Here is a 23,534-nt window from a genome sequence, read left to right on the forward strand (position 1 = left end):
GTAATCTCGCCCCCCGACATGAACCCGCCCGAGCGGGCACCCCATTTCCTGGCCGAGATCGGTTGGGGAGATGGGGAGATCTTGCCGTTGGCGGGGGACGCGTCGTTCCGGCGTTACTTCCGGGTGCAGGCGCCGGGGCGCAGCGCGATCCTGATGGACGCGCCGCCGCCGCATGAGGACCCGCGACCGTTTATCTCGATTGCGCGCTGGCTGACCGATCGCGGATTCGCCGCGCCGCAAATCTATGGCGAGGAACTGGAGACGGGCCTGGTGCTGATCGAGGATTTCGGGGACGCGCGGCTGCGCGAGACGGCCGACGCCGCGCCCGAAAGCGAGTTGCGGCTGTACGAGGCGGCGATCGACGTGCTGATCCGGCTGCGCGGGCATGAGGCGGCGGACATCGACCCTTATGATGCGGCGACTTGCCAGCGCGAGGCGGCATTGCTGACCGACTGGTATTGCCCGGCGATCGGCGTCGAGGCCGATGTAGAAGGCTATCGCGCGGCATGGGACGCGGTGCTGGCCCCGGCGCTGGAGGGGCAGCGGGTCACGGTGCTGCGCGACTATCATGCCGAGAATTTGATGCTGATCGAGGGGAGCGAGACGCTCGGCCTGCTCGATTTCCAGGACGCGCTGGCGGGGCATCCAGCCTATGATCTCGTCTCGCTGTTGCAGGATGCGCGGCGCGATGTGCACCCCGACCTGGAAGCGGCGATGCTCGACCGTTATTGCCGCATCACCGGGGCGGATGAGCGTTTTGTCGATGCTTATCATGTGCTTGGCGCGCAGCGGAATGCAAAGATCATCGGCATCTTCACCCGGCTGTGGCAGCGCGACGGCAAGCCGCGTTATCCCGGGCTGTGCCCGCGCGTATGGGGCTATCTGGAGCGTGACCTTCAGCACCCGTCGCTGGCTCCGGTGAAGGCGTGGTTCGACGCGAACATCCCGGCGCATCTGCGTGGCGATCCCATGGTAGTGGTGCAGGCGTGAGCACGAAGAAGACGCTGGCGATCCGGCCCGTTCCGGCGGGTGCCGTGCCGCGCACCGCCATGGTGATGGCGGCAGGGTTGGGCAAGCGCATGCGGCCACTGACCGCGATGCGGCCCAAGCCGCTGGTCGAGGTGGCGGGCAAGCCGCTGATCGACCATGTGTTCGACCGGCTGCGCAGCGCGGGCGTCGAGCGCGCGGTGGTCAATGTCCATTACCTTGCCGATGCGCTGGAGGCGCATGTCACGCACCGCGTGAAGGACATCGAGGTGCTGGTGTCCGACGAGCGCAAGCAGCTGATGGAGACCGGCGGCGGGCTGGTTCAGGCGCGTGACATGCTGGGCGATGGCCCCTTTGTCTGCGTCAACAGCGACAATTTGTGGATCGACGGCCCGATCGACGCGATCCGCCAGCTGGCGGCGGCGTGGGACGATGACCGGATGGACGCGCTGCTGCTGCTCGTCCCGCTCGCCCGCGCGCATTGCCATGGCGGGCAGGGGGACTTTCACCTCGACCCGTTCGGGAAGATCGTCGGGCGACGCAAGCCGGGGCGACTGGCACCGTTCGTCTATACCGGGGTCCAGATCCTCTCCCCGCGCGTGATCCGCGACTGGCCGGAGGGGCCGTTCTCGACCAACCTTTTTTGGGAACGCGCGATTGCGGCGGGCCGGGCATTCGGCGTGGTGCATCAGGGGCTGTGGTTCGATGTCGGCAGCCCGCCCGCGATTGCGGCGACCGAGGCGGTGCTGGCGGACGGGTGAGAGGGCGGAGGACCCGGTCATCCAATTCTGACAGACGACAATCGGACGATTAGCCACTACGGCGAGAAGATGTCGTGGCTAAAGTCTCTATTGCTCGGGTTGGCGATAGTGGGCGCTCCGCCGGCGGTCGCCGCGGAGCAATGGCCGGTGCCGCCAACCGCCCAAGATGCGTCCAAACGCAAAGACCATCGCAAGGCGGCAGCCGAAATCCTGGCTGAGCTGAAGAAGTGCCAGGCCGCCGAGCCTGCACGTTGCACATTGTTGATGATGTGGGCCGGATCGGAACTGTTCCAGTATGATTACAAAGCTTCCGAAGCGATGGCGCGTCGAGCTGTCGCGTCGGCAGGGCCGCCGACGCCGACCGGTTATCCCGACCGGGCGCATGCTCTGGCGGCCCTTGCGTTGACACTGGGCGTTCAGGGTCGTTTCGTCGAAGCTGAGCAGCCCACCCGCGAAGCATTGATTGTCCTTGAGGCAAGCCTGCCCGAAAGTCATTTGCGGGTCGCGGACGCATATAATCAATTGGCCTTCGCGGTCGGGCGTTTGAGCCGCTTTAGCGAAGCCGAGGCGCTCCTCCGACGCCAGCTGTTGCTGCACGAGACCTATCGCCCGGCGGGACATCCACTCATTGCGATGAGTTACGATAACCTGGCCAAAAATCTGAGAGACCAGGCACGTTATGTTGAGGCAGAGCCGCTATATCGAAAAGCCATAGAACTGCGTGAGTCATTATCCGCGTCAAATCCGTCTGCGCTTGCGACGAGTTATGCGGGGTTGGGACAAACACTTATCGCGCTGGAGCGGGGCCAGGAGGCTGAACCCTTGTTGCGCCGGGTGATTGAAATCCGCACCGAGATTTACGGTGGCAACGACTATGTTGTGGCGTGGAGCTATGACGAGCTGGCCATTTTGCTGGAAGCGCGCGGAGACTATACCGAGGCCGAGGCCTACCGTCGGAAGTCGCTGGCCATTGAAGAGGCGACCTGGCCCGCCGGACACCTGACTGTTGCTGCTGGCATCGTTGTGCTTGCCAGTAATCTGGACGCACAGGGAAGGTATAAAGAAGCGGAGCCGTTGCATCGTAAAGCGATGGCGATGTACTCGGCCACAATTGTCGATGACGACCCTACGATGGCGCCGCTCTATGGCAATTTGGCGTTCAACATGCACGGTCAAGGTCGGTACGAGGAAGCAGAGCTGTTTTACCGGCGCTCGGTCCGCGCCCAGAAGCCCTTCCCAGGTTCTCATCCGACGCGAATCCTGGGTTATTGGTCGCTCGCGCAGTTTCTCCAGGATCGATCCCGGGCGACTGCCGAGGTTCGTTCCTTGTACCGAGCTGCGCAGGCGGGCATTTTCGAGCGCCTCGCCAGCCATTCGAGTTTTGACCGCGCAGCCCAGATCGAACTGCGGCGTTACCAGCCGGTGTTCACCGGGCAGGTGCGCGCGGCATGGACGTTGTCGAACAGGCCCGCCCTGCCATAATCGTCTTGGCGCGAACGGCGCAGGGCGGCTACGCATGGGCGAATGACCACGCGCCTCCACCTTTACACGATCCCGCCGCATCGCGCCTTTGCCGATGCGCTCGCACAGGGGTTGATCCGGCGGCATGGCAGCGATCCGTTGCGGCTGGCGCGGGGGGTGGTGCTGGTGCCGACCAATCGTGCCAAGCGGACGATCACCGATGCGTTCGTGCGGGCGAGCGGGGGCGGGTTGTTGCTGCCGCGCATGGTGGCGATCGGCGATCCCGAGCTGGACGAGGCGGCGGGGCCGTTTCTGGACCCCGCCGACGATGACGCGCCGATCCCGCCCGCGGTCGATCCGCTGCAACGGCGGATGATCCTGGCGCGGCTGATCGAAGCGCATGACCGCAGCGTCGATGCGGCGGAGGCGGTGCGGCTGGCGGGCGATCTGGGACGGACGCTCGACCAGATGCTGGTCGAGGAGATTGCGCCGAGCGCGCTGCGCGACGTGGTGCTGCTCGATCACCTGACGGTGCATTGGCAGCGTGCGCTCGATCTGTTCGAGATCATTCTGGAGAAATGGCCGCAAGAGCTGGACAAGCTGGGCCGGATCGATCTGGCCGAGCGGCGTAATCGGCTGCTCGACCGGGTTGCGAAGCGTTGGACGGAGGAGCCGCCCGAGCGCTTTGTCTGCGCCGCGGGGATTGCCACGAGCGCGCCAGCGATTGCGCGGTTGCTGCGCGTCGTCGCAGGATTGTCGCAGGGACAGGTGGTGTTGCCGGGCGTCGATCTGGCGATGGCCGATGAGGAGTGGGCGATGCTGGGGCCGTTCTCGGCCGACCCCGCGAGCGGCCGGCGCAAGCGCAGCCTGGAGACGCATCCGCAATTCCATCTGAAGCTGTTGATCGACCGGATGGGCGTGCAGCGCGGCGAGTTCGAGACGTGGCGCGTCGCGACCGAGCTGGATGCGCCGCCCGCGCGCAGCAAGGCGATTGCGAGCGCGATGATGCCGGCCGAGCGCACGACATTGTGGAGCGATCTGCCCGCGGGAGAGCGGCGGCTGGCGGGGGTGCGGGTGCTGGAAGTCGCGACCCCGGCGGAGGAAGCGCAGGGGATCGCGCTGGCGCTGCGTCAGGCGCTGGAGGAGCCGGGGCGGACGGCGGCGCTGGTGACGCCGGACCGCGCGCTGGCGAAGCGGGTAGCGGCGCATTGCGCGCGCTGGGGCATCGCGATCGACGATTCCGCCGGGTCGCCGCTGGCGATCCTGCCGCCGGGGACGCTGTTACTGGCGCTGGCGGAGGCGGCGGCGCAGAGCTTTGCGCCGATGGCGTTGCTGGCGCTGCTCAAGCATCCGCTGGTGCGCGCGGGTGACGAACGGATCGGGTGGCTGGAACAGGTGCGCAGCCTCGATCTGGCGCTGCGTGGCCCGCGACCACCGGCTGGGCTGGTCGGGGTCACGGCACATCTCGCCGATCCCGAGGGCTATGACGCGCGAACGCGGGCGCGGGCGATCGAGCCCTGGGCAGAGATCGCGGCGCTGCTCGAGCCGATCGAGGCGGCGTTTGCGGCGGAGATGGTGCCGCCCGCGACATTGCTGGCGCAGCTGCGTGAATGTGCCGAACGGTTGTGTGGCGAGCGGATCTGGGCGGGCGTCGATGGGCGTGCGGCGGCGGCGTTGCTCGACGATCTGGAGCGCGAGGCGGTGCATGGCCCCGCGCTGATTGCTCCGGCGAGCCTGCCCGCTTTGCTGCGGACATTGATGGACGAGGTGGCGGTTCGACCGCCCCAAGGTGGGCATCCGCGCCTTGCGATCCTCGGCGTGATCGAGGCGCGGTTGCATGCCGCCGACCTACTGGTGTTGGGCGGGTTGAATGAGGGCGTGTGGCCGGGGCTGCCCGCGCCGGACCCGTGGCTGGCGCCGCGTATCCGCAGCGAACTGGGGTTGCCGGGGCTGGAGCGGCGGATTGGCCTTGCGGCGCATGACCTGGCGCAGGGGCTGGGCGCGCGCGAAGTGCTGCTGACGCGGGCGAAGCGCGATGCGGGGGCGCCGACGATTGCGTCGCGCTTCTGGCTACGGCTGGAGGCGCTGTCGGGCGGGCTGGAGCGGGCGACCGAGCTGGAGGCCTGGGCGCGCGCGATCGATGTGCCGGGGATGCATGAGCCGGTGACGCGGCCCGAGCCGTGCCCGCCGGTGGCCATCCGACCGCGCTCGATTCCCGTCACCGATGTCGACCGGCTGAAGGCCGATCCCTATGCCTTTTACGCCAAGCGCATGCTGCGGCTGCGCCCGCTCGATCCGGTCGATGCCGATCCGAGCGCGGCGTGGCGCGGGACGGCGGTGCATGACGCGCTGGAGCAATGGGCGCGGCACGATGGCTGTGACCCGGACGCGCTGGAGCCGCGCGTGCTGGAGATGCTGCGCGCGGCGCATCCGATGATGCGGGCGCTGTGGCAGCCACGGTTGATCGAGGCGGTGCGCTGGATCGTGCGCGAGACGGCGGCGCATCCGGCGCGGCGCATCCTGGCGGTGGAGCAGGAGGGCGGGATCGATATTGCCGGGGTGCGGCTGACCGGCAAGTTCGACCGGATCGACGCGATGGGCGACGGGACGATCGGGATTGTCGATTACAAGACCGGCCAGCCGCCGAGCACCAAGGCGGTGCGGGCGGGGTATAGCCTGCAGCTCGGCCTGCTCGGTCTGATTGCAGAGCGGGGCGGCTTTGCGGGGATTTCGGGGCGGGCGAGTTGCTTCGAATATTGGTCGTTGGCGCGCAAGAATGGCGAGTTCGGCTATGTCGCGACGCCAGTCGATCCTGCGGAGAAATATGGGCGGATGAAGCCGGAGGAGTTCGTGCCGACGGCGGCGGAGAATTTCGCCGATACGGCGGGGCGCTATCTGACCGGGGGCGAGGCGTTTACGGCCAAGCTGCATCCGGAATATGCACCCTATTCGGATTATGACCAGCTGATGCGCCGGGACGAATGGTATGGCCGTGAGCGGCGCTAAGATCTCCGCACTTCCGCCGCTCGCCGGAAGCCAAGGCGCGGCGTCGCAGCCCGAGGCGAGCGTGTGGCTGTCGGCCAGCGCGGGGACGGGGAAGACGCAGGTGCTGGCGGCGCGGGTGTTTCGCCTGTTGCTGCGCGGGGTCGATCCGGGCGCGATCCTGTGCCTGACCTTTACCAAGGCGGGCGCCGCGGAGATGGCGGCGCGGGTCAGCGGGCGGCTCGCCTGGTGGGTGCGCGCGAAGCGGACCGAATTGTTCGCCGATCTGGAGGCGCTGGGTGAGCCGGCCGATGATGCGCAGATTGCGCTGGCGCGGACGCTGTTCGCCAAGGTGCTGGATGCGCCGGGCGGGGGCCTGCGCATCCAGACGATCCACAGTTTCTGCCAGACATTGCTGTCGGCGTTTCCGGTCGAGGCGGGGCTTACGCCGGGGTTCCGGCCGCTGGAGGCGCGCGAGGAATCGGCGCTCGCGCGCGAGGCGCTGGCGGAGATGCTGGTGACCGCCGAGCGCGAGGGGCGCGGATGGGTGATCGATGCGGTCGGGGCGCTGAGCCTGCGGCTGGGCGAGGGCAAGGCCGAGGCGTTTCTGAGCGCCTGTGCCCGCGCGCCGGAGGCGATGGCGGTGCTGCCGAGCGGGATCCAGCCGTGGCTGCGGCGGGCGTTCGGGCTGCCTTCGGGCGATGTTGCCGAGGCGGCGGCGGAGTGGTGCAGCGACGATGCGTTCGACGTCGATGCGCTGGCGCGGATTGCCGATGCGAACGAAGCGTGGGGGACGGCGACGGGCACGCGCGATGCGGGGGTGGCGCGGGCGTGGATCGCGGCGGCCCCGGCGGCGCGGGTGGCGGGGCTGAGTGATGTTCGCAAGCTGGCGCTGACCGGCAAGGATGAGCCGCGTAAGGTTTCGGCCAAGCTTGCCACGATTGATCCTGCTTATGAAGAGCTGCTGATCGCGCTGGGTGAGGCGTGCATCGCGGTACAGGGGATGGTGGCGCGGGCGGGGTATGTCGACTGCCTGGCGCAGGGGCTGGAGGCCGGGCGGGAGTATGCCGCGACCTACACGGCGGCGAAGCGGCGCGCGGGGGCGGTCGATTTCGACGATCTGATCGGCAAGGCGGTGGCGCTGCTGGAGCAGCCCGGGATGGGCGACTGGATCCGCTACAAGCTGGATCAGGCGACCAGCCACGTCCTGATCGACGAGGCGCAGGATACGAACATCAACCAGTGGCGGATCGTGCGCGCGTTGGCCGACGAGTTCTTTGCCGGCGAGGGCGCGCATGGCGAGGAAGTGCGGACGATCTTTGCGGTCGGCGATTACAAGCAGGCAATCTTTGGCTTTCAGGGCACCGACCCGGTCAATTTCCGCGCGGCGCAGCAGCATTTCGACACGCGCGCGGCGGGGGCGCTGGATACGCTGTCGCTGGTGCACAGCTTCCGTTCGACCGCGCCGGTGCTGGAGTTCGTCGATGCGGCGATCGATGCGCTGCCGCCGCCGGGGATGGGCGAATTTGCCGAGCCTGAGCCGCATGCCAGCCGGGTCGAGGGGCCGGGGACTGTGACGCTGTGGCCGCCGGTGGTGACGGGCGGCGACCCGGAGGACGAGGAAGGCTGGATCGACGACGCGACCCGCGAGCTGGCCAACCGGATCGCGCGGCAGATTCGGGAGTGGATCGGCACGCTGGAGCTGGAGAGCAAGGGGCGGGTGCTGCGGCCCGAGGATGTGATGATCCTGGTGCGGCGGCGCGGCGAACTGGCGGGGCTGATCGTCGCGCGGCTGTATGCCGAGGGGGTGCCGGTGGCGGGGGTCGACCGGCTGCGGCTGAATGCGCCGCTGGCGGTGCAGGATCTGCTCGCGGCAGTGCGGTTCGCGTTGCAGCCGGACGATGATCTGTCGCTGGCGGCTTTGCTGGTATCGCCGCTGATCGGGTGGACGCAGGACGAATTGATGGTCGCCGCGATCCGCGAGCGCGGAAGCCTGTGGCGGCATTTGCGCGCGACGCAGACGCCGGAGCGGCTGGAGCCGCTGTTCGGACTGCTGGCGCGGGCGGATTTCATGACGCCGCACCGGTTTCTGGAGGCGATCTTGACCGGGCCGATGGATGGGCGGCGCAAGCTGCTGCATCGGCTGGGGGCCGAGGCGCTCGATCCGATCGAGGAGTTGCTGACCGCGGCTCTGGGGTTCGAGGGGGTGGCGACGCCGACGCTGCAGCGTTTCCTCGACTGGTTCGACCGGGGCGATGTCGAGATCGTGCGCGATGCGGCGCAGCCACAGGCGGCGGTGCGGGTGATGACCGCGCATGGCGCGAAGGGGCTGCAGGCGCCTTTGGTGATCCTGGCCGATGCGACCGCCGATCCGGTGGCGGGCAATCGTGGGGATTTTGTCGAGTGGCAGCCGGATGAGTTTCCGGAGAAGATTCCCGTGTTCCGCCCGGGCAAGGCCGAGCGCGGCGGGCCGGTCGATGCGGCGGTGAGCGCGGCGGAGGCGCGCGAGCTGGAGGAGCATTGGCGGCTGTTCTACGTCGCGGCGACGCGGGCGGAGGAGCGTTTGGTCATCGCGGGATCGCTCGGGCCGAAGGCGAAGGGCGAACCGCCGGCGTTGAGCTGGTATACGGCGGCGTCGGCCGGGCTGGACGCGCTGGGTGTGGCCGCGGGCGAGGGGGAGCGGAGCTTTACCGGGCTCGCGCCGACCCGTGCGGTGCCGCGCAAGGCGGTCGTTGCCGATGCGGGCGAGGCGGCCGGGGCAGTGCCCGATTGGGCGCGCCGGGCGGCGCCGGTCGAAGCGCGGCCGCCGCGGCCACTGGCGCCGTCTTCGCTGGGTGAGGATCTGGTGGCCGATCCGCCCCCTGCGGCGGCGCTGCGTGCGGCGGCGGAGCGGGGGCGGTTGATCCATGCGTTGCTCGAGCGACTGCCGGTGGTTGCGGCAGAGCGGCGCGCCGAGGTGGCGGAGCGCTGGCTGGCGGGGGCTGGCGGCGTTGCGGATGCGGGCGAGCGCGCCGAGCTGGCGCGTGCGGCGCTGGGGGTGCTGGCCGAGCCGCGCTTTGCCGAGCTTTTCGGGCCGGAGGCGCTGGCGGAGGCTCCGGTCGCTGCTGTAGTCGCGGGCGGGCATGTCGTTTCGGGGACGGCCGACCGGCTGCTGGTGACCGACGATCGCGTGCTGGTGGTCGATTTCAAGACCGGGCGGCGCGCGCCGGGTTCGCTTGGCGACGTGCCGCGCTATCACGTCAAGCAGATGGCGGCCTATGTCGCGGCCCTGGAGGTGATCTTTCCGGGGCGGGAGGTGGTCGCGGGGCTACTCTACACGGCAGGGCCGGTGCTGTTCGAACTACCCGCCGATCTGGTCGCGGCGCACAAGCCGGGCTTCGCGGGCAGCGAACAAAGCTTGCCACTCGATGCTTGAGACACGCGGCTGCCGACCCTAGTTAGACAGCAACACAAGGAGATTTGAGACATGGCGAAGGCCGTTACCGACGAGAGCTTTGCAACCGACGTGCTGCAGTCCGACAAGCCCGTGCTGGTCGATTTCTGGGCCGAATGGTGCGGCCCGTGCAAGATCATCGGCCCGAGCCTGGAGGAGCTGGCCGAGGAGCTGGCCGACAAGGTCACAATCACCAAGCTTAATATCGAGGAAAATCCCGACACGCCGGGCAGCCTCGGCATTCGCGGCATCCCGACTTTGTTCGTCTACAAGGACGGGCAGAAGGTGGCGCAGCAGGTCGGCATTCAGGACATCAACACCAAGTCCAAGCTGAAGGCGTGGATTGAGAGCGTGGTGTGAGATGATCGTTGCGCTGGCATTGCTGAGCCTTGGCATGCCAGCGCAGGCCGGTGCGGCCTGTCCGGCCGAGATTGTCGAGCCGGAGCGACGCTTCAGCGGCATTTATGTCGACGACTTCGAAGGCCAGCGGTTCTTCGAAGGCGCTGCTGGCATCGGCGATCTCGACTTTCGCGCGCGCCCAATCGTCAATTTCGAGCCGGACATCGTTGGCGTAGGTAAGCGCTTCGGCATCACGCAGCGTGCGAACGGTTTGGCCTATCGCGTGAAATTTAAAGGCGTCATGCGCAGTCGCGGGACGGTGGAGCCGCCCGCGCCACCCTGCGGCTACGGCCATCTTGGCGGAGCGGGCAGGCGTATCGATCTTGCGGCAGTCGAGAGCATCGAACTGCTGGGACCGGTGCGCTAGGTTGTGGCGATAGTAATCTTCGCCCGCTTGGGCCTAGGTCGCACCTGCAAGCATTACCGAGCGTGAAGAAAGTGGCGGCACGTCGGGGCCTAGCAATCTACATCAAGTCCAAGCTGACGGTGCGGATTGACAGCGTCGTGCGAGAGTTTGCGGGGGCCGGGATTTCCGGCCCCCGTCTGCTATCTAATCGCGCCAATAGTCATGCCGCTCCGCACCGTCGAAACCGGCCCGAATGCATGCAGCAGCGCTTGAAATCTGTTCCCCGAACCGCACGGGCAGGGATCGTTTCGACCGAGTTTTTCGATCAGCTCGACATCACCATGGACGAAGCGCAGGCCGCGCTTCACATGCGTTTCGGAGGGATAACCCCGCCGCCGCTTTGAGCTACGCTCGAAAGCAGGGGAGGTCGGCGAAGGTGTCGATGCGTGCCATGAGGCCTCCTGTCGCTGACGCGCGAAAAGTCGCGCCAGAGGGCCGATAGCAGGCTGTTCTCAGCTCCGATAGTCCGCGTTGATCGAGATGTAGCCGTGGGTCAGGTCGCAGGTCCACACCGTGGCGCGGCCTTCGCCCAAGCCCAGATCGACGCCGATTTCGATATCCTGGCCCTTGAGATGCGCGGCGACAGGGGTTTCGTCATAACCTTCGACCGCGAGGCCGCCTGACGCCACCTGCACGCCGCCAAAAGTGATCGCGAGCTTGTCGCGGTCGGCGGACTCGCCGGCCTTGCCGACGGCCATGACGATGCGGCCCCAGTTTGCGTCTTCGCCGGCGATGGCGGTCTTAACCAGCGGGGAGTTGGCGATGCTGAGCGCGATGCGGTGCGCGCTGGCGTCGCTTTCGGCGCCTTCGACATCGATGCGGATGAACTTCGACGCGCCCTCGCCGTCGCGGACGACGAGATGGGCGAGTTGGAGGCACAGGTCGGCGAGCGCGGCGCGGAAGGCGTCGGCGCCGTCGCTGTCGTCATCGGTGAGCGGCGCATTGCCCGCCGCGCCGGTGGCGAAGGCGAGGACGGTGTCGCTGGTCGAGGTGTCGCTGTCGACGGTGATGCAGGAGAAGCTCTTGCGGTTGGCGTCGGACAGGGCGCGTTGGAGGAAGGCGGGATCGACGGCGGCGTCGGTGAAGATGTAGCCGAGCATCGTCGCCATGTCGGGGGCGATCATCCCCGACCCCTTGATGATGCCGACGAGATTCACCGTGCGGCCATCGACGATGGCGGAGGTCGCTGCGCCCTTCGCGAAGGTGTCGGTGGTGCCGATGGTGTTCGCTGCATCTTCCCAGCCGCAGGGTTCGGCGGCGAAGGCGGCGTCGAGGCCCGCCTCGGCCTTGTCGATCGGGAGCGGCACGCCGATCACGCCGGTGGACGAGACGAACACGTCCGACGGCTGGCAGTTCAGATGCCCTGCCACCCGCGCCGCAATCGCCTCGACCGCCGCGCGACCGCGATTGCCGGTGAAGGCGTTGCTGTTCCCAGCATTGACCACCAGCCCGCGCGCGCGACCGAGCGGGAGCGCGTCGCGGCACCATTCGACTTCGGGCGAGGGGCATTTGCTGGTGGTGGTGACGCCCGCGACTGCCGTGCCCTCATCCAGCGTGACGAAGGTCAGGTCGCAGCGATCCCATTGCTTGTAGCGCGCGCGGGCGACGCGTAGCGTCACGCCGGAGATTGCGGGAAGCGTGGGGAAGGCGGCGGGGGCGAGGGGGGAGCGGGTCATTGCGGTTCCTTACCGCTCACCCTGAGCTTGTCGAAGGGCTGTTCTTTGCTGACGGCTGAAAAACAGTGCTTCGACAAGCTCAGCATGAGCGGGTTGCGGTGGTTCAGGCCAGCGCACTCGCGGCGCTGAGCACGGCGCGGACGCTGGCGGTGGCGACGTCTTCGTCGATGCCGACGCCCCAGACGGTCTGGCCGTCGGCGGTGCGGCATTCGACATAGGCGGCGGCCTGCGCGGTCGAGCCATGGCCGATCGCATGTTCGGCATAGTCGGCGATGTCGAGATCGACGCCGAAGCCCTCACGGATCGCGGCGACGACGCTGGAGATCAGGCCGTTGCCGCGTCCGCTGACCGATCTGGACACGCCGTCCACTTCAATTGCGCCGGCGAAGATGCGTTCGCCGTTGGATGCGCGGGTTTCGTCATAGGCGCCGAGCGTGAAGCGCTGCGGCGTTGCAAGGCGATAGGCGGTCTGGAACGTCGCCCAGATATCCTGTGCGTTGAGTTCGCGGCTGGTTTCGTCGGCCATACGCTGAACGTGGCGGCTGAAATCGGCCTGCAGCCGCTTGGGCAGTTTCAGCCCCTTGTCCTGTTCCAGCACCCAGGCGACGCCGCCCTTGCCGCTTTGAGAGTTGACGCGGATCACTGCTTCATAGCTGCGGCCGAGATCGGCGGGGTCGATCGGGAGATACGGCACTTCCCACAGCGCGTCGTTGCGCGCTTCCTGCGCGGCAAAGCCCTTCTTGATCGCGTCCTGATGGCTGCCCGAAAAGGCGGTGAACACGAGGTCGCCGGCATAGGGCGTGCGCGGATGGACCGGGATGTTGGTGCAATATTCGACGGTCTTCACGACTTCGTCGATGTCATCGAACTCCAGCTTGGGATCGACGCCCTGGGTGTACATGTTCATCGCCACGGTCACGAGGTCGCAATTGCCGGTACGCTCGCCATTGCCGAGCAGGCAGCCCTCGACGCGGTCGGCACCCGCCATCAGCCCCAGTTCCGCCGCCGCGACGCCGGTGCCGCGGTCGTTATGCGTGTGCAGCGAGATCACCACGCTGTTCCGATTGGGGATGTGGCGACAGAAATATTCGATCTGGTCGGCGTACATGTTGGGCGTCGCCGCCTCGACCGTCGCGGGCAGGTTGAGGATCAGCGGGCGTTCGGGGGTGGGGCGCAGCACCTCCATCACCGCGGCGCATACCTCGACCGAGAAATCGAGTTCGGCGGTCGAGAAGGTTTCGGGCGAATATTGGAAATGCCAGTCGGTGTCGGGCTGGGCGGCCGCGCCGTCGCGCAGCATCCGCGCGGCGTCGGTGGCGATCGCCTTGACCTGATCGCGCTCCATGCCGAACACGATGCGCCGCCATGCCGGGCTGACGGCGTTATAGACATGGACGATCGCCTGCTTCGCGCCGCGCAGACTTTCGAAGCTGGTCTCGATGAGGTCGCGGCGCGCCTGCGTCAGCACCTGAACCGTCACGTCATCCGGGATGCGGCCGTCGCGGACGAGGCCGGAGATGAAGTCGAATTCGGTCGCGCCCGCGCTAGGGAAACCAACCTCGATTTCCTTGATCCCGACGCGGCAGATCAGATCGAAGAAGCGGGTTTTCTTCTCCGCGTCCATTGGGTCGATCAGCGCCTGATTGCCATCGCGCAGGTCGGTCGAGAGCCAGCGCGGGGCGCGGGTAATCGTGCGGCTTGGCCATTGGCGATCGGGCAGATCGACCTGGGGGAAGGGGCGGTATTTGACGCTGGGGTCGCGCAACATGGAACTTCTCGCTTCGAAACGGACGGTCGGGGGAGGGGTGTGCTCTGCCCTTAGGCCGTGTGCGCAGGCCGCGCCCGCGCGAATCCACGCCCTAAGGGCGGGTAAGTCGAAGCAGGAGGAGGCTGCGGTCGTGCAACATTGTGCGTGGCGCTTAGCCCGGGCGCGCAACAAATGTCCAGAGCGTAATCCTGCCATTGGGACTGCCCGAGCGATAATCATTCTATAAAGATTTGAGTGGCATAGGCTGAGCTGGGGGCGGAACAGGACGAAAAAATGCTTCAAATCATGTACATCAGCAGCGCCGCCAATTGTGCCCCGACCCATGTGGCTCAGATTTTAACGGTGTCGCGCCGGAACAATGCGCGGGATGGCGTTACCGGCTTGTTATACGCCGATGGGCGGCGGTTCCTGCAGGTGCTGGAAGGGCCAACCGATGCGGTTGAGCGCGCCTTTGGGCGGATCGGCGGCGACTTTCGCCATCGTGCCGTGGTGACGCTGTCGCGGCGTGAAATCGAGGCGCGCGAATTTGGCGAGTGGGCAATGGCGCACCGCATGCCTGGTGGCGACTCCGATGCGCTGATGGCGCAGATCGCCGAACGGCTCGAGGCCGCGTCGCCGAATGTCCGCGCCACCTTTGAAGGCTTTGCGAAGATCCGGCGCGCGGCCTGAAGACTTACTTTTGGAATGCGGCGGCGATGGTCAGTTCGACCTCGTCGCTGACCAGCGGCACGGCATAGCCCAGGCCGAAGTCGCTGCGCTTGATCGTCGCCTCAGCCTCGAACCCGACATTTTCCTTGCCACCCATCTGGGCCGGCGCCTTGCCCGCACCATAGAAATCGACGTCAAGCGTCACCGGCTTGGTGACGCCGTTGAGGGTGAGGTTGCCATGAACCTTCGCCTCGTCGCCATCGGCGTCGACGACGACATGGGTCGAGACGAACTTCGCATCAGCCGGGGCCGAGCCGAAGAAGTCGGGCTTGCCGCCATCCTTGCCGTCGCGCAGCAGGTGCGCGGTAAAGCCGGGGACGCCGGTCACCATCTTCGACACCGGGATGGTCACGTCGACCTTGGACGCGGCGGGGTTCTTGGGATCGAGCTGCATCGTGCCGGTGACTTGGCCGAAAAGGCCCCAGAGCGGCGAGAAGCCGAAATGGTTGACCTCCCATTTCACCAGCGTGTGGTTGGCGTCGACGGTGTAGCTGCCGCCGGTAATCGCGGCCTTGTCCTTCGACCCCGGCATCTGCTGGGCAACAAGGGGGGTGGCGATGGCGGTCGCGGCGAGCAGGGTGGCGAGGACGATGCGCATGGGGGTTCTCCGGATTGCGTTACGGGGGCGCCACGATAATGCGCGACGCCCCCGACTTGTTCAAATCACGAAATGGGAACGCATGGTTTCCCGATGCGCGATCAAAGTTGCGGCAGGATCAGATATTTCTCACCCGTCGCGCGGCGATTATAGGCAGCGATGCAGCCGGGCTGGACCGCGTCCTCAAGGCTGATGCGGTTGCTGTAGCTGCTGGCGAAGGTGGTGCGAATTTCGGCTGCGACCTTGGCGCGCATCCGCATCACTTCCTCCATTCCGGCCTTGGCAAGATAGGGGGTGAGCAGCCAGCCGCCGACGCCCCAGATCATGCCGAACCCGCGATTGAGCTCGGTCGGCGCGGTGCTGAGGCCGCCATAGATATAGACCTGCTTCATCGTGGAAGAGCCATAGGGGCCGTTCGCCGGGTTGGTGCGGACGGCGGCCGCCTCCATCGCGGTAAGGATCTGGCCGGCGAGCTTGCCGCCGCCGATCGCGTCAAAGGCGAGGAAGGCCTGGGTCTCGGCGATCGCTTCGGTCAGCTGTGCCATGAAGTCGGGCGCGCTGCTGTCGACGACATGGGTCGCACCGAGGCTGCGGAGCAGCTGGGCCTGCGCGTCGCTGCGCACGATATTCACCAGCGGCACGCCTTCGGACAGGGTGAGCTTGACCAGCATCTGGCCGAGGTTCGACGCGGCGGCGGTGTGGACCAGGCCCTGATAGCCTTCGCGCCGCATCGTGCCGACCATGCCGAGCGCGGTCATCGGGTTGACGAAGGACGAGGCGGCTTCCTCGGCGGCGATGCCGTCGGCGAACACCAGGCAGTCGCGCGCGCGGAGCAGACGATATTGCGTGTAGAAGCCGCCGCCGGCCGCTGCCACGGTCTTTCCGATCAGCGCCTGTGCGGCGGGATCGTCACCGGCGGCAACGACCGTACCGGCGCCTTCATTGCCGATCGGCAGCGGCTTGCCCGCGCGCACCGCGACGTGGCGGCGCAGCCCCTCCGGAATCTCCGCACGCGCACCATAGCCGAGCGCGGTGAAGGCGTTGGAATCGGCGACACTCAGCATCACGGCAAGGTCGGACGGGTTGATCGGGGTCGCCTCAACCCGGATCAGCACCTCGTCTCCGGTCGGCTGGGGAACCGGCACGTCGCGCAGGGTGAGTTCGAGCCCGCCGTCGTCAGTGACGGTCGAGAACATCTGCTTGGCCTGGGCCGGGATCTGGTGAGTCATTGCATCCTCCTTTATCGTTTGCATCGGGCATACCGTGAATTCGAAAGCGGGATCAATGGGGCGGCGCAGATTTGCGCGGCCGCGTGATTGCCCCCTCGCTTCTGTCGTGACTTTACGTTAAGGTCAGGTCATGACGCGTGCAGCCATCCCGTTCGAAGTGCCCATCCCCGTCGACCCCGCGGACATCGATTTCATGGGGCACGTCAATAACGCCAGCTACCTCAAATGGGTGCAGGAAGCGGTGCTGACGCATTGGCAGAAGCTGGCACCTGCGGAAGAGGTGGCGAAACATCTGTGGGTCGCGCTCAAGCACGAGATCACCTATCGCAAACCCGCCTTTCTGAATGACGAGGTGGTGGCGACGGTCCTGCTGGAAAAGGTGCAGGGGGTCAGCGCGTTTTACGAAACGATCATCCGCCGGGGCGACGTGGTGCTGGCCGAAGTCAAATCACGCTGGTGCTGCGTCGACGCAACCACGCTGCGCCCGGCACGGATTGCCGAGCATATTGTCGAGCATTTCTTCGGCAAGCGCGAGGGTTAAGGCCCCGGGGCTACAGCCAGCGCGGGACGCTATGCGCGTAGTTGATGTACGGAACGCCGAACTTGTCGGCCATATAGCGTTCCTCGCGCACGATCACGCCATAGTGGATCGTCATGATCAGCGGGACGAACAGCCATAGCACGACCGGCGCGTTCGCCGCGACGGCAAGGCCGAGATAGATCAGCGCCATGCCGAGATACATCGGGTTGCGGGTCCGGCGGTACACGCCCTGCGCCACGAAGGCAGTGGCTGGCTGCCACGGCGGGGCGGGGGTTCCGGCCGCCTTGAACCGTCCGAGCGCTGCGGCGATCAGCGCTGCGCCTGCCAGCACGAACAGCGCGACGACGGTCCAGCGCAGCGATCCCGGCATGTCGAGCCCCTGCGTCCGGATCACGAGATATTCGAGTGCGATTCCCGCGATCAGATAGCCGAGAAAGATCAGCGGCGGCGGGGCGATTACACCGGGAATGTCGGACTTTGGTTCGGTCATGGCGCGTATCTAACCTTCCATATCGAACTTGTCGCGTTTTCGCTTCCCGAACAACAGGCGACGTTCGAGATGGCGGCGCGCGGCGGCGTAATAGGCATCGAGGAAGGCCCGGTCCTCGCCGACATGGGTCCCGGTATCCGGTCGGCCGAGCTTGCGCCGGATTATGCCGGCGACGGTGACGATCGTGTCAGCATCGTCACGGTGGAGAATATCCGCGAGGCGTTGCACCTCCATCTGCCCATAGGTTTCAAGCTCTTCGGGCGTAAAGGCGTAGCGCTCGATCCGCTCGGGCTCGGCATCTGCGAGCAGGTCGGGTGCGATCTTGGGCCGTTCATTCTCGACCACCCAGGTACCGGCAATCAGGTCGCCCGCGCGCAGCCGGTCGCGGTTGAACAGCGGAAACAGCATGAAGATCGCGGTCCAGCCAAAGCCTAACAGGGTTAGCCAGCGGCTGCTGAACCCTTCCGCCTGTGCCGACAGCAGGAACAGCAGGGGCAGGAACACCTCGATCTCGCGCGTGAGGTTGCGGGCGAGCACTGCTCCGCCGGTCAGCCGCCCGCCATCGCGCGCGACGACGCGCAATTTGAGCGCGCGCTTGCCGATCGTCGCCGCGCGCCCGCCGCTTTCGAACAGGGTGAAATAGAAGTTGCGGAGCAGGAAAAAGCCGAGCAGCCACAGGATCGCCGCGACGCTGGCCGATTGCTGGCTGGTCAACAGGCCGAACGCGGCGATCGTGAGTGCGATCAGCGCGGCCAGCATGATCGCGGCGTCGATCGTGAAGGCCGCCGCGCGCGACCCCGCGCTGGCCAGCCGCAGATGCAGCACCGCACCCTCGGGCGTAACCAGTTCGCGGACCAGGCGATCCTTGCGCTCAGACATGGCGGCGGCGTCCGGCCAGCGTGAAATAGACGACCCAGATCGCGAACATGGTCGCGGCGATCGCAAAGCGCGCGGCGTCAGCGGTGATTAACTGGCGCGCAAAGCCTTCGAGCAGGCCGGCGACGAGTAGCATGATGACGACGCCGATCATGACAAGCGCCCCGCGCCGACCTGCTTCACCGGCGGCGGCAAGGCGGCTGCGCTGGCCGGGAAACGCGACCGCGCGGCCGATGTGCAGCCCGGCGGCGCCGGCGAGAATGATCGCGCTCAATTCGGTCGATCCATGGATCATCAGCCAGCCGGTAAAGCCCACGCCCAGCCCCTTGGACACAAAGGCGGCATAAAAGGCACCGAGCAGCACGCCGTTGCTGGCGATCAGGAACAAGGTGGGGATCCCGAAGGCGAAACCGAGCGCGAACGCCATGATCGACACCTGGCTGTTGTGCGTGAACAGCGCGGTGGCGAAGATTTCGAGGCCGCCATGTCGGGGCGTGCCGTAGATCGATTCGCGCAGCGTCTCGACGCTCGCCTGCATGTTGCGGCCGCCGGCCAGTTCCCCGGGTACGATTGCGCCGAACCACCCGGGATCGGCCAGCACAAGGAAATAGCCGGCAAGCGCGCTGCCGAGGAACAAGGCGGCGATGATCAGGATTTCGGGCACCATGCCGCGCACCGCCGCCGGCCAGCCCCGCGCAAAAAACGCGCCGAGCTGCTTCCAGAAGGAGTCGCGGCAGCCATAGAGGATGAAATAGGCGCGGGTCGACAGGCTCTCCAGATAGGCGATCATCGACCCGTCGAGCGAGGTTTCGCGCGCGATCGACAGCGCCGACAGCGTCGAGCGATAGAGGCGCGGCAGTTCGAACAGGTCTTCGCTCGACAGTCGGCGGGGCGACTTTTTCTCGATCAGGTCGAGCATTGCCTCGAGCCGCTGCCAATCGGCTTCGCGCTCGGCACGGAACTGGCTTACGCCGAAAATGCTGCTGCTCATGGGCGTTCGCGGTCCCGGACATAGCGCTCGGCGAGCGCGAGGGCGAGGTCGTCGGGACCGGCTTCGAGCACGTCGATGCCGAGCCGCTTCAACCGTTCGATCACGATCCGCCGCTCGCGCAGCAGGGCGTGGGCGACATTGGCGCGGATGACATCGTCGGCGGTTTCCGGGCGCGCCTCCAGAAATGCCTCGAGCTCGATATCGCGGAACAGGACGAACAACAGGCGGTGGCGCTTGCGCATCCGCGCCGCGGCGGTGAGCATCAATTCGGCGCTGGTCGGGTCGGTGAATTCGCTGAACAGGATGATCAGGCTGCGGCGCTGAAGCCGTTGGTCGAGCGTGACGAGCGAGAGCGTGAAGTTGCTTTCCTGCGCGCCGTAGTCGAGTTCTGCGGCCGTACGGTGCAGCGTCGCGAACCCGCGCGCGCCGGTGATGCTGCCCGAATCCGCGGTCGGACGCCCGGCAAAGCCGAACAGCCGCACAGTATCGCCCGATTTGAGCGCGACAAAGGCGGCGAGCAACGCTGCGGAGACCGCGCGGTCGATGCGCGGGACGCCGGCGACCGGCTCGCTCATCGTGCGACCGCAATCGACCGCGAAGACGACGCTGTTGTCGCGTTCCGTGCGATATTCGCGGGCGAGCAGCGAGAGGTGACGCGCCGTCGCCTTCCAGTCGATCGCGCGGCGCTCCATGCCGGGCTGAAAATCGGTCAGCGCCTGAAATTCGGTACCGTCACCGCTTTCGGGGCGGATGCGCGTGCCGAACTGGCGGCTGCGCAGGAACTGACGCATCCCCTGTTCGCGCACGGGACGCAGGTCGGGGAGGACGCGGATGCTGTCACCGGTCGCCGCGCTGCGCTGGCGATAGGCGAGGCCGAGCGGGCCGGAGGCGCGCGCCCAGATGCGGGAGAGCTTCGCCGTGCCGCGCCGGGTGGCGGTGTAGCGCAATTTGTTCCCCTCCCGCTTGCGGGAGGGGTTAGGGGAGGGGCTGTCTTCTTGGAGTGCGGCCTGATTGGACAGGCCCTTCCCCGGCCCCTCCCGCAAGCGGGAGGGGAGAGATTCCAAGGGCAGCGAAATGTCTGCCGCATAGGCGAGGCCCGGCGTCGCTCCAGCAAGCGCGACCGTTCCGCCGACGTCCACAGCATTCGGCCCCTCGAGCCTGAGATCGGCGGTACGGACGCGCGGGGCCAGCAGTCCGTCGAGCAGCACCAGCAGCGCGACGCCCGCCGCCCAGGCAACGGCAAGCAGCCAGCCGTCGGGACGCACGACGCCGAGCAGCAGCGCCATCGGCGCCGCCACCAGCGTCAGCGCGACCGCCCGCTGGGTCGGAACGATCAACGCGGTGCCTCGACCCGGTCGATCAGCTGGGCGACGATATCGTCGGTGCGGCGGCCGTCGATCTCGGCGGCGGGTGACAGGACCACGCGATGGCGCAGCAGCGGCTGGGCCAGCAGCTTGACGTCATCGGGGATGACATAGTCGCGCCCGTCGAGCGCGGCGGCGGCGCGCGCTGCTGCGGCAAGTGCGGAGGCGGCGCGCGGCGATGCGCCGTGCGACAGGTCGGGATGGTCGCGGGTCGCGCGGATCAGGTCGACGACATAGGTGATGATCTCATCCGCGAGGCGCACGGTCAGCACGGTATCGCTCGCAGCCTTCAGCGCATCGGGGGTCGCGACCTGCTCGACGCCGCTGTCTTCGGGCCGCGGCGATCCGGTGCGGGTGCCATATTGTGCGACGATCGCGCGCTCGGCTGCGGCGTCGGGGTATTCGATCGCCAGCTTGAACAGGAAGCGGTCGAGCTGCGCTTCGGGCAGGGGATAGACGCCCTGCTGCTCGATCGGGTTCTGGGTCGCGACCACGGTGAAGCGGTCGGACAGTTTCTCGGTCGTGCCGTCGATGGTGACCGCACGCTCCTGCATCGCCTCCAGCAGCGCCGCCTGGGTCTTGGGCGGGGTACGGTTGATTTCGTCGGCGAGCAGCAATTCGGTGAACACCGGGCCGCGGCGCAGTTCGAAGCTGGAGCTCTGGAAGTTGAACAGGCTGGCACCGACGATATCGCCGGGCATCAGGTCGGGCGTGAACTGGATGCGGCCGAAGTCGAGGCCAAGCGTGCGCGCGAAGCTTTGCGCGAGCAGGGTCTTGGCGGTGCCGGGAGCGCCTTCGAGCAGGACATGGCCGCCCGAGAGCAACGCGATGGTGAGCAGGCGCGTCGCGGTGCCCTGACCGACCACGGCCTTCGCTACCTGGGCATCGATCGCCGCACCTAGGTTGCGGACGTCGTCGAGTGTCATGCCTTCACTTCCTTTCGCCAGTCATCCAGCGCCTGTGCGGCGTGGAGCAGTTCGGTTTCGGTGGTCGCGCCGCGGACCCGTTCGGCCGCAGCGGTGTAGGAGCTGGTCGTACCGATCGCATCGAGCTGCGCGTCGAGCGCCTCCCCCTGAAGCGTGCGGGGCAGGGCGAGGCGGCGCGCGGCCCAGTCGCGGATCGCGTCGGCATAGGCGTCGCCGCCTTCGCGGGTGCGGCGCGCGCGCCGGGCAAGGCTGACGATATTCTCGATCAGCGCGGCCTTTCCGAACGGTACCGCGCGCTGCTCGCGTCGGACTGGGCCAAAGCGGACCAGGGTCGCGATCCCCGCGAGCAATACAGCGATGAGCAGCGCGATGCTGACCCCGGCAAAGGGTGGTTCGAACGCCAGCTGGAGCAGGTTGCGCCCGCCGCTGCCATAAGGGAGCATCGTGTCGAAGATCACGGTGCCGGGTGCCTGCGGGTCGAGCCCGGCGAGCATCGCCAGCGCAGCGCGGGCGTTGGCGCGATGCGACAGGCCGTGATTGTTGATCAGATCCGGGTCGGCGAGGATGAAGATGTTCTTGCCGGGGATCTCCGCCAGCACGGCGCCGCCATCGGGCGCGGCGATCAGCGGATAGAGCTTGTCCCCGCGCAGCGACTGGAGCGATGCGGGCGGGCGAAAGGCGGGGATGGGCAGGCTGGTGCGGACGATCAGCGGCGCGGGCTTTTCGCGCTCCACGGTCGCTTCGGCCAGCGGGGCGAGCAGGGCGGCGATCCGGTCGGCGGGGAGCAGCGCGACCCGCTGTTCACGCCGGGGGTTATCGCGCTGGGGCGCCGCGATCCATTTGGGCAGGATCACGAGCACCGGCGCGTTCGGCCCCGCCGCCTCGTCCAACGCCCCCTCCATCTCAGCGGGCGTGGTGCTGGCATTGGGGGTGAGGATCAGGATGCCCCGTTCGGGCCGCGCTGCCGGATCGCCCGACATGCTCACCGTCCCGCCGGCGCGTTCGACCAGCTTCGTCAGTCCGTAAAAGCCGGTGGCGAAGCGCGAGGACGGGCTGGGAATATTGCCGCGCTGGCGGTCGATCCGGTCGCCATAGGCGCTGACCAGCAGGAACCCGAGCGCGAGGATGAACCCAGCCGCGACCAGGATCAGCACCGTGCGCGTGCGAAAGGGGTTGGCGCTGCCCTGGGTCATCGGCCGAGTGCAAAGCCCGCATAATCGGCGCGGGCGCGGGTCCAGTCGACCTCTCCCAGCGGATGGCCGGCGAACAGGCTGCGCTCCACATCGGCGACGATGCGGCCGAAGACGGCGCGCGCGGCATCGGGCAGCGCCTCAATCCGGGCGATGTCGCGGCTGGTCCAGGACGGGCGGAGGGGGTCGCCGCGCCAACGCTCGATATCCTCGACGCTGCGGTGGAGCAGCAGGCGCACCGCTTCGTCAAAATTTCCGGCGGCGGCCAGGGCATCGGCCTCGACCAGCAGCGCGCGGGCGACCGATGCCTCGGGTGCCCAGCCCGGCGTCGTGCCCGCCTCGTCACGCCCCGCGAAGCGGTTGGCGAGCCAGGCGCGGAGCGGTGGAAAGATCGCGAAGGCAAGCGCGATCACGACCAGCGCGATCGCGATCCACATCAGGACGGTCCAGCCGCCGCCGACCCATTCGACGAAATTGCCGAGTGCCCGGAAAACGTCCCGGAGCCATTCGGGCATTTGACGCTGTTCGGGAACGAACCACGGAAAGTCGAACTGGATGCTGGCATCGCCCTTGAGCGCGCGGTGCGCGGCGTCTGCGTTGGCCGGATCGCCGAACGGGGGCGCGGCGGTGCCGGCGGCCGCGCCATCGCGTGCGGCGGCGCTCGCGCCCTGTGCCGTCATTGCCGTGAGTCCCCCGGAAGCTGTGATGCCTTTGGAGCAAATCGGCAAATTGCGCGCAACGCTTTTCG

21 protein-coding genes are annotated in these 23,534 nt (G+C 67.3%); 9 read left to right on the forward strand and 12 right to left on the reverse strand.

Annotation, left to right across the window (positions count from 1 at the left end; genetic code table 11):
* Positions 1–18: 18 nt before the first annotated feature.
* The 7 genes from ACO05N_RS12510 to ACO05N_RS12540 all read left to right on the forward strand — a co-directional run bounded on the left by ACO05N_RS12510 (position 19) and on the right by ACO05N_RS12540 (position 10,390).
* Complete coding sequence (locus ACO05N_RS12510; RefSeq protein ID WP_422058746.1) at positions 19–990, forward strand: aminoglycoside phosphotransferase family protein; 972 nt, start codon at positions 19–21, stop codon at positions 988–990.
* Between the two features lie 59 nt (positions 991–1,049).
* A complete protein-coding gene (locus ACO05N_RS12515; RefSeq protein WP_422058747.1) occupies positions 1,050–1,748 on the forward strand; it encodes a nucleotidyltransferase family protein in 699 nt (232 codons plus the stop codon).
* A gap of 69 nt (positions 1,749–1,817) precedes the next feature.
* Positions 1,818–3,230: a tetratricopeptide repeat protein gene (locus ACO05N_RS12520; protein WP_422057415.1), complete on the forward strand. Its 1,413-nt coding sequence runs from the start codon at positions 1,818–1,820 to the stop codon at positions 3,228–3,230.
* Positions 3,231–3,272: 42 nt separating this feature from the next.
* A complete protein-coding gene (gene addB, locus ACO05N_RS12525; protein ID WP_422057416.1) occupies positions 3,273–6,215 on the forward strand; it encodes a double-strand break repair protein AddB in 2,943 nt (980 codons plus the stop codon).
* Complete coding sequence (addA, locus tag ACO05N_RS12530; protein WP_422057417.1) at positions 6,196–9,606, forward strand: double-strand break repair helicase AddA; 3,411 nt, start codon at positions 6,196–6,198, stop codon at positions 9,604–9,606. Before addB ends, addA begins: the two co-directional genes overlap by 20 nt.
* 51 nt (positions 9,607–9,657) lie before the next feature.
* Positions 9,658–9,984, forward strand: a complete 327-nt coding sequence (gene trxA / locus ACO05N_RS12535) for a thioredoxin (RefSeq protein WP_408080446.1) — start codon at positions 9,658–9,660, stop codon at positions 9,982–9,984.
* Between the two features lies 1 nt (position 9,985).
* The gene (locus ACO05N_RS12540; RefSeq protein WP_422057418.1) at positions 9,986–10,390 is read left to right on the forward strand and encodes a hypothetical protein; all 405 of its coding nucleotides are present in this window, start codon (positions 9,986–9,988) and stop codon (positions 10,388–10,390) included.
* 179 nt (positions 10,391–10,569) lie between these two features.
* Here ACO05N_RS12540 and ACO05N_RS12545 read toward each other — a convergent pair whose 3' ends face one another.
* The 3 genes from ACO05N_RS12545 to leuA form a co-directional block, all read right to left on the reverse strand.
* Positions 10,570–10,737, reverse strand: coding sequence for an SEC-C metal-binding domain-containing protein (locus tag ACO05N_RS12545; protein ID WP_422057419.1), 168 nt, complete (start codon positions 10,735–10,737; stop codon positions 10,570–10,572).
* 144 nt (positions 10,738–10,881) lie between these two features.
* On the reverse strand, positions 10,882–12,105 hold the full coding sequence (argJ, locus tag ACO05N_RS12550; RefSeq protein WP_422057420.1) for a bifunctional glutamate N-acetyltransferase/amino-acid acetyltransferase ArgJ: 1,224 nt from the start codon (positions 12,103–12,105) through the stop codon (positions 10,882–10,884).
* A gap of 103 nt (positions 12,106–12,208) precedes the next feature.
* The gene (leuA, locus tag ACO05N_RS12555; protein ID WP_422057421.1) at positions 12,209–13,873 is read right to left on the reverse strand and encodes a 2-isopropylmalate synthase; all 1,665 of its coding nucleotides are present in this window, start codon (positions 13,871–13,873) and stop codon (positions 12,209–12,211) included.
* Between the two features lie 273 nt (positions 13,874–14,146).
* On the opposite strand from leuA, the gene ACO05N_RS12560 reads away from it, so the two are divergent.
* Positions 14,147–14,542, forward strand: a complete 396-nt coding sequence (locus ACO05N_RS12560) for a BLUF domain-containing protein (RefSeq protein WP_422057422.1) — start codon at positions 14,147–14,149, stop codon at positions 14,540–14,542.
* 4 nt (positions 14,543–14,546) lie between these two features.
* On the opposite strand, the gene ACO05N_RS12565 is transcribed toward ACO05N_RS12560, so the two are convergent.
* Positions 14,547–15,179 carry a YceI family protein gene (locus tag ACO05N_RS12565; RefSeq protein ID WP_422057423.1) on the reverse strand — a complete coding sequence of 211 codons (633 nt, stop codon included), beginning with the start codon at positions 15,177–15,179 and terminating at the stop codon, positions 14,547–14,549.
* Positions 15,180–15,280: 101 nt separating this feature from the next.
* On the reverse strand, positions 15,281–16,408 hold the full coding sequence (locus ACO05N_RS12570; protein ID WP_422057424.1) for a zinc-binding dehydrogenase: 1,128 nt from the start codon (positions 16,406–16,408) through the stop codon (positions 15,281–15,283).
* A gap of 130 nt (positions 16,409–16,538) precedes the next feature.
* Here ACO05N_RS12570 and ACO05N_RS12575 point away from each other — a divergent pair, with 130 nt between their 5' ends.
* On the forward strand, positions 16,539–16,949 hold the full coding sequence (locus ACO05N_RS12575; protein ID WP_422057425.1) for an acyl-CoA thioesterase: 411 nt from the start codon (positions 16,539–16,541) through the stop codon (positions 16,947–16,949).
* Between the two features lie 10 nt (positions 16,950–16,959).
* Here the strand turns inward: ACO05N_RS12575 and ACO05N_RS12580 are convergent, their stop codons facing one another.
* From ACO05N_RS12580 to ACO05N_RS12610, 7 genes are read right to left on the reverse strand one after another with little or no spacing between them, the layout of a single operon-like run.
* Positions 16,960–17,439 (reverse strand): methyltransferase family protein, encoded by a 480-nt coding sequence (locus ACO05N_RS12580; RefSeq protein ID WP_422057426.1) that lies wholly within the window; start codon positions 17,437–17,439, stop codon positions 16,960–16,962.
* A gap of 9 nt (positions 17,440–17,448) precedes the next feature.
* Positions 17,449–18,318: an RDD family protein gene (locus tag ACO05N_RS12585; protein WP_422057427.1), complete on the reverse strand. Its 870-nt coding sequence runs from the start codon at positions 18,316–18,318 to the stop codon at positions 17,449–17,451.
* The gene (locus tag ACO05N_RS12590; RefSeq protein WP_422057428.1) at positions 18,311–19,306 is read right to left on the reverse strand and encodes a stage II sporulation protein M; all 996 of its coding nucleotides are present in this window, start codon (positions 19,304–19,306) and stop codon (positions 18,311–18,313) included. Before ACO05N_RS12590 ends, ACO05N_RS12585 begins: the two co-directional genes overlap by 8 nt.
* Positions 19,303–20,643 (reverse strand): DUF58 domain-containing protein, encoded by a 1,341-nt coding sequence (locus tag ACO05N_RS12595; RefSeq protein WP_422057429.1) that lies wholly within the window; start codon positions 20,641–20,643, stop codon positions 19,303–19,305. The genes ACO05N_RS12590 and ACO05N_RS12595 overlap by 4 nt, the downstream gene beginning before the upstream one ends.
* On the reverse strand, positions 20,640–21,596 hold the full coding sequence (locus ACO05N_RS12600; protein ID WP_422057430.1) for an AAA family ATPase: 957 nt from the start codon (positions 21,594–21,596) through the stop codon (positions 20,640–20,642). The genes ACO05N_RS12595 and ACO05N_RS12600 overlap by 4 nt, the downstream gene beginning before the upstream one ends.
* Entirely contained in the window at positions 21,593–22,789 is a 1,197-nt protein-coding gene (locus ACO05N_RS12605) for a DUF4350 domain-containing protein (RefSeq protein ID WP_422057431.1), read from the reverse strand. Before ACO05N_RS12605 ends, ACO05N_RS12600 begins: the two co-directional genes overlap by 4 nt.
* Positions 22,786–23,466, reverse strand: coding sequence for a hypothetical protein (locus ACO05N_RS12610; protein WP_422057432.1), 681 nt, complete (start codon positions 23,464–23,466; stop codon positions 22,786–22,788). The genes ACO05N_RS12605 and ACO05N_RS12610 overlap by 4 nt, the downstream gene beginning before the upstream one ends.
* Between the last annotated feature and the right edge of the window lie 68 nt (positions 23,467–23,534).

The organism is Sphingomonas sp. (assembly GCF_965227385.1).
Classification (GTDB): domain Bacteria; phylum Pseudomonadota; class Alphaproteobacteria; order Sphingomonadales; family Sphingomonadaceae; genus Sphingomonas.

Bases quoted from the DNA above. Each gene is read 5' to 3' on its own strand.
- ACO05N_RS12520 (WP_422057415.1), top strand. From the start codon at position 1,818: ATGTCGTGGCTAAAGTCTCTATTGCTCGGGTTGGCGATAGTGGGCGCT.
- addA (WP_422057417.1), top strand. From the start codon at position 6,196: ATGGCCGTGAGCGGCGCTAAGATCTCCGCACTTCCGCCGCTCGCCGGA.
- ACO05N_RS12600 (WP_422057430.1), bottom strand. From the start codon at position 21,596: ATGACACTCGACGACGTCCGCAACCTAGGTGCGGCGATCGATGCCCAG.
- ACO05N_RS12580 (WP_422057426.1), bottom strand. From the start codon at position 17,439: ATGACCGAACCAAAGTCCGACATTCCCGGTGTAATCGCCCCGCCGCCG.
- ACO05N_RS12510 (WP_422058746.1), top strand. From the start codon at position 19: ATGAACCCGCCCGAGCGGGCACCCCATTTCCTGGCCGAGATCGGTTGG.
- ACO05N_RS12575 (WP_422057425.1), top strand. From the start codon at position 16,539: ATGACGCGTGCAGCCATCCCGTTCGAAGTGCCCATCCCCGTCGACCCC.
- argJ (WP_422057420.1), bottom strand. From the start codon at position 12,105: ATGACCCGCTCCCCCCTCGCCCCCGCCGCCTTCCCCACGCTTCCCGCA.
- ACO05N_RS12610 (WP_422057432.1), bottom strand. From the start codon at position 23,466: ATGACGGCACAGGGCGCGAGCGCCGCCGCACGCGATGGCGCGGCCGCC.
- trxA (WP_408080446.1), top strand. From the start codon at position 9,658: ATGGCGAAGGCCGTTACCGACGAGAGCTTTGCAACCGACGTGCTGCAG.
- ACO05N_RS12570 (WP_422057424.1), bottom strand. From the start codon at position 16,408: ATGACTCACCAGATCCCGGCCCAGGCCAAGCAGATGTTCTCGACCGTC.
- ACO05N_RS12540 (WP_422057418.1), top strand. From the start codon at position 9,986: ATGATCGTTGCGCTGGCATTGCTGAGCCTTGGCATGCCAGCGCAGGCC.
- ACO05N_RS12560 (WP_422057422.1), top strand. From the start codon at position 14,147: ATGCTTCAAATCATGTACATCAGCAGCGCCGCCAATTGTGCCCCGACC.
- addB (WP_422057416.1), top strand. From the start codon at position 3,273: ATGACCACGCGCCTCCACCTTTACACGATCCCGCCGCATCGCGCCTTT.
- ACO05N_RS12590 (WP_422057428.1), bottom strand. From the start codon at position 19,306: ATGAGCAGCAGCATTTTCGGCGTAAGCCAGTTCCGTGCCGAGCGCGAA.
- ACO05N_RS12565 (WP_422057423.1), bottom strand. From the start codon at position 15,179: ATGCGCATCGTCCTCGCCACCCTGCTCGCCGCGACCGCCATCGCCACC.
- ACO05N_RS12585 (WP_422057427.1), bottom strand. From the start codon at position 18,318: ATGTCTGAGCGCAAGGATCGCCTGGTCCGCGAACTGGTTACGCCCGAG.
- leuA (WP_422057421.1), bottom strand. From the start codon at position 13,873: ATGTTGCGCGACCCCAGCGTCAAATACCGCCCCTTCCCCCAGGTCGAT.
- ACO05N_RS12605 (WP_422057431.1), bottom strand. From the start codon at position 22,789: ATGACCCAGGGCAGCGCCAACCCCTTTCGCACGCGCACGGTGCTGATC.
- ACO05N_RS12515 (WP_422058747.1), top strand. From the start codon at position 1,050: ATGGTGATGGCGGCAGGGTTGGGCAAGCGCATGCGGCCACTGACCGCG.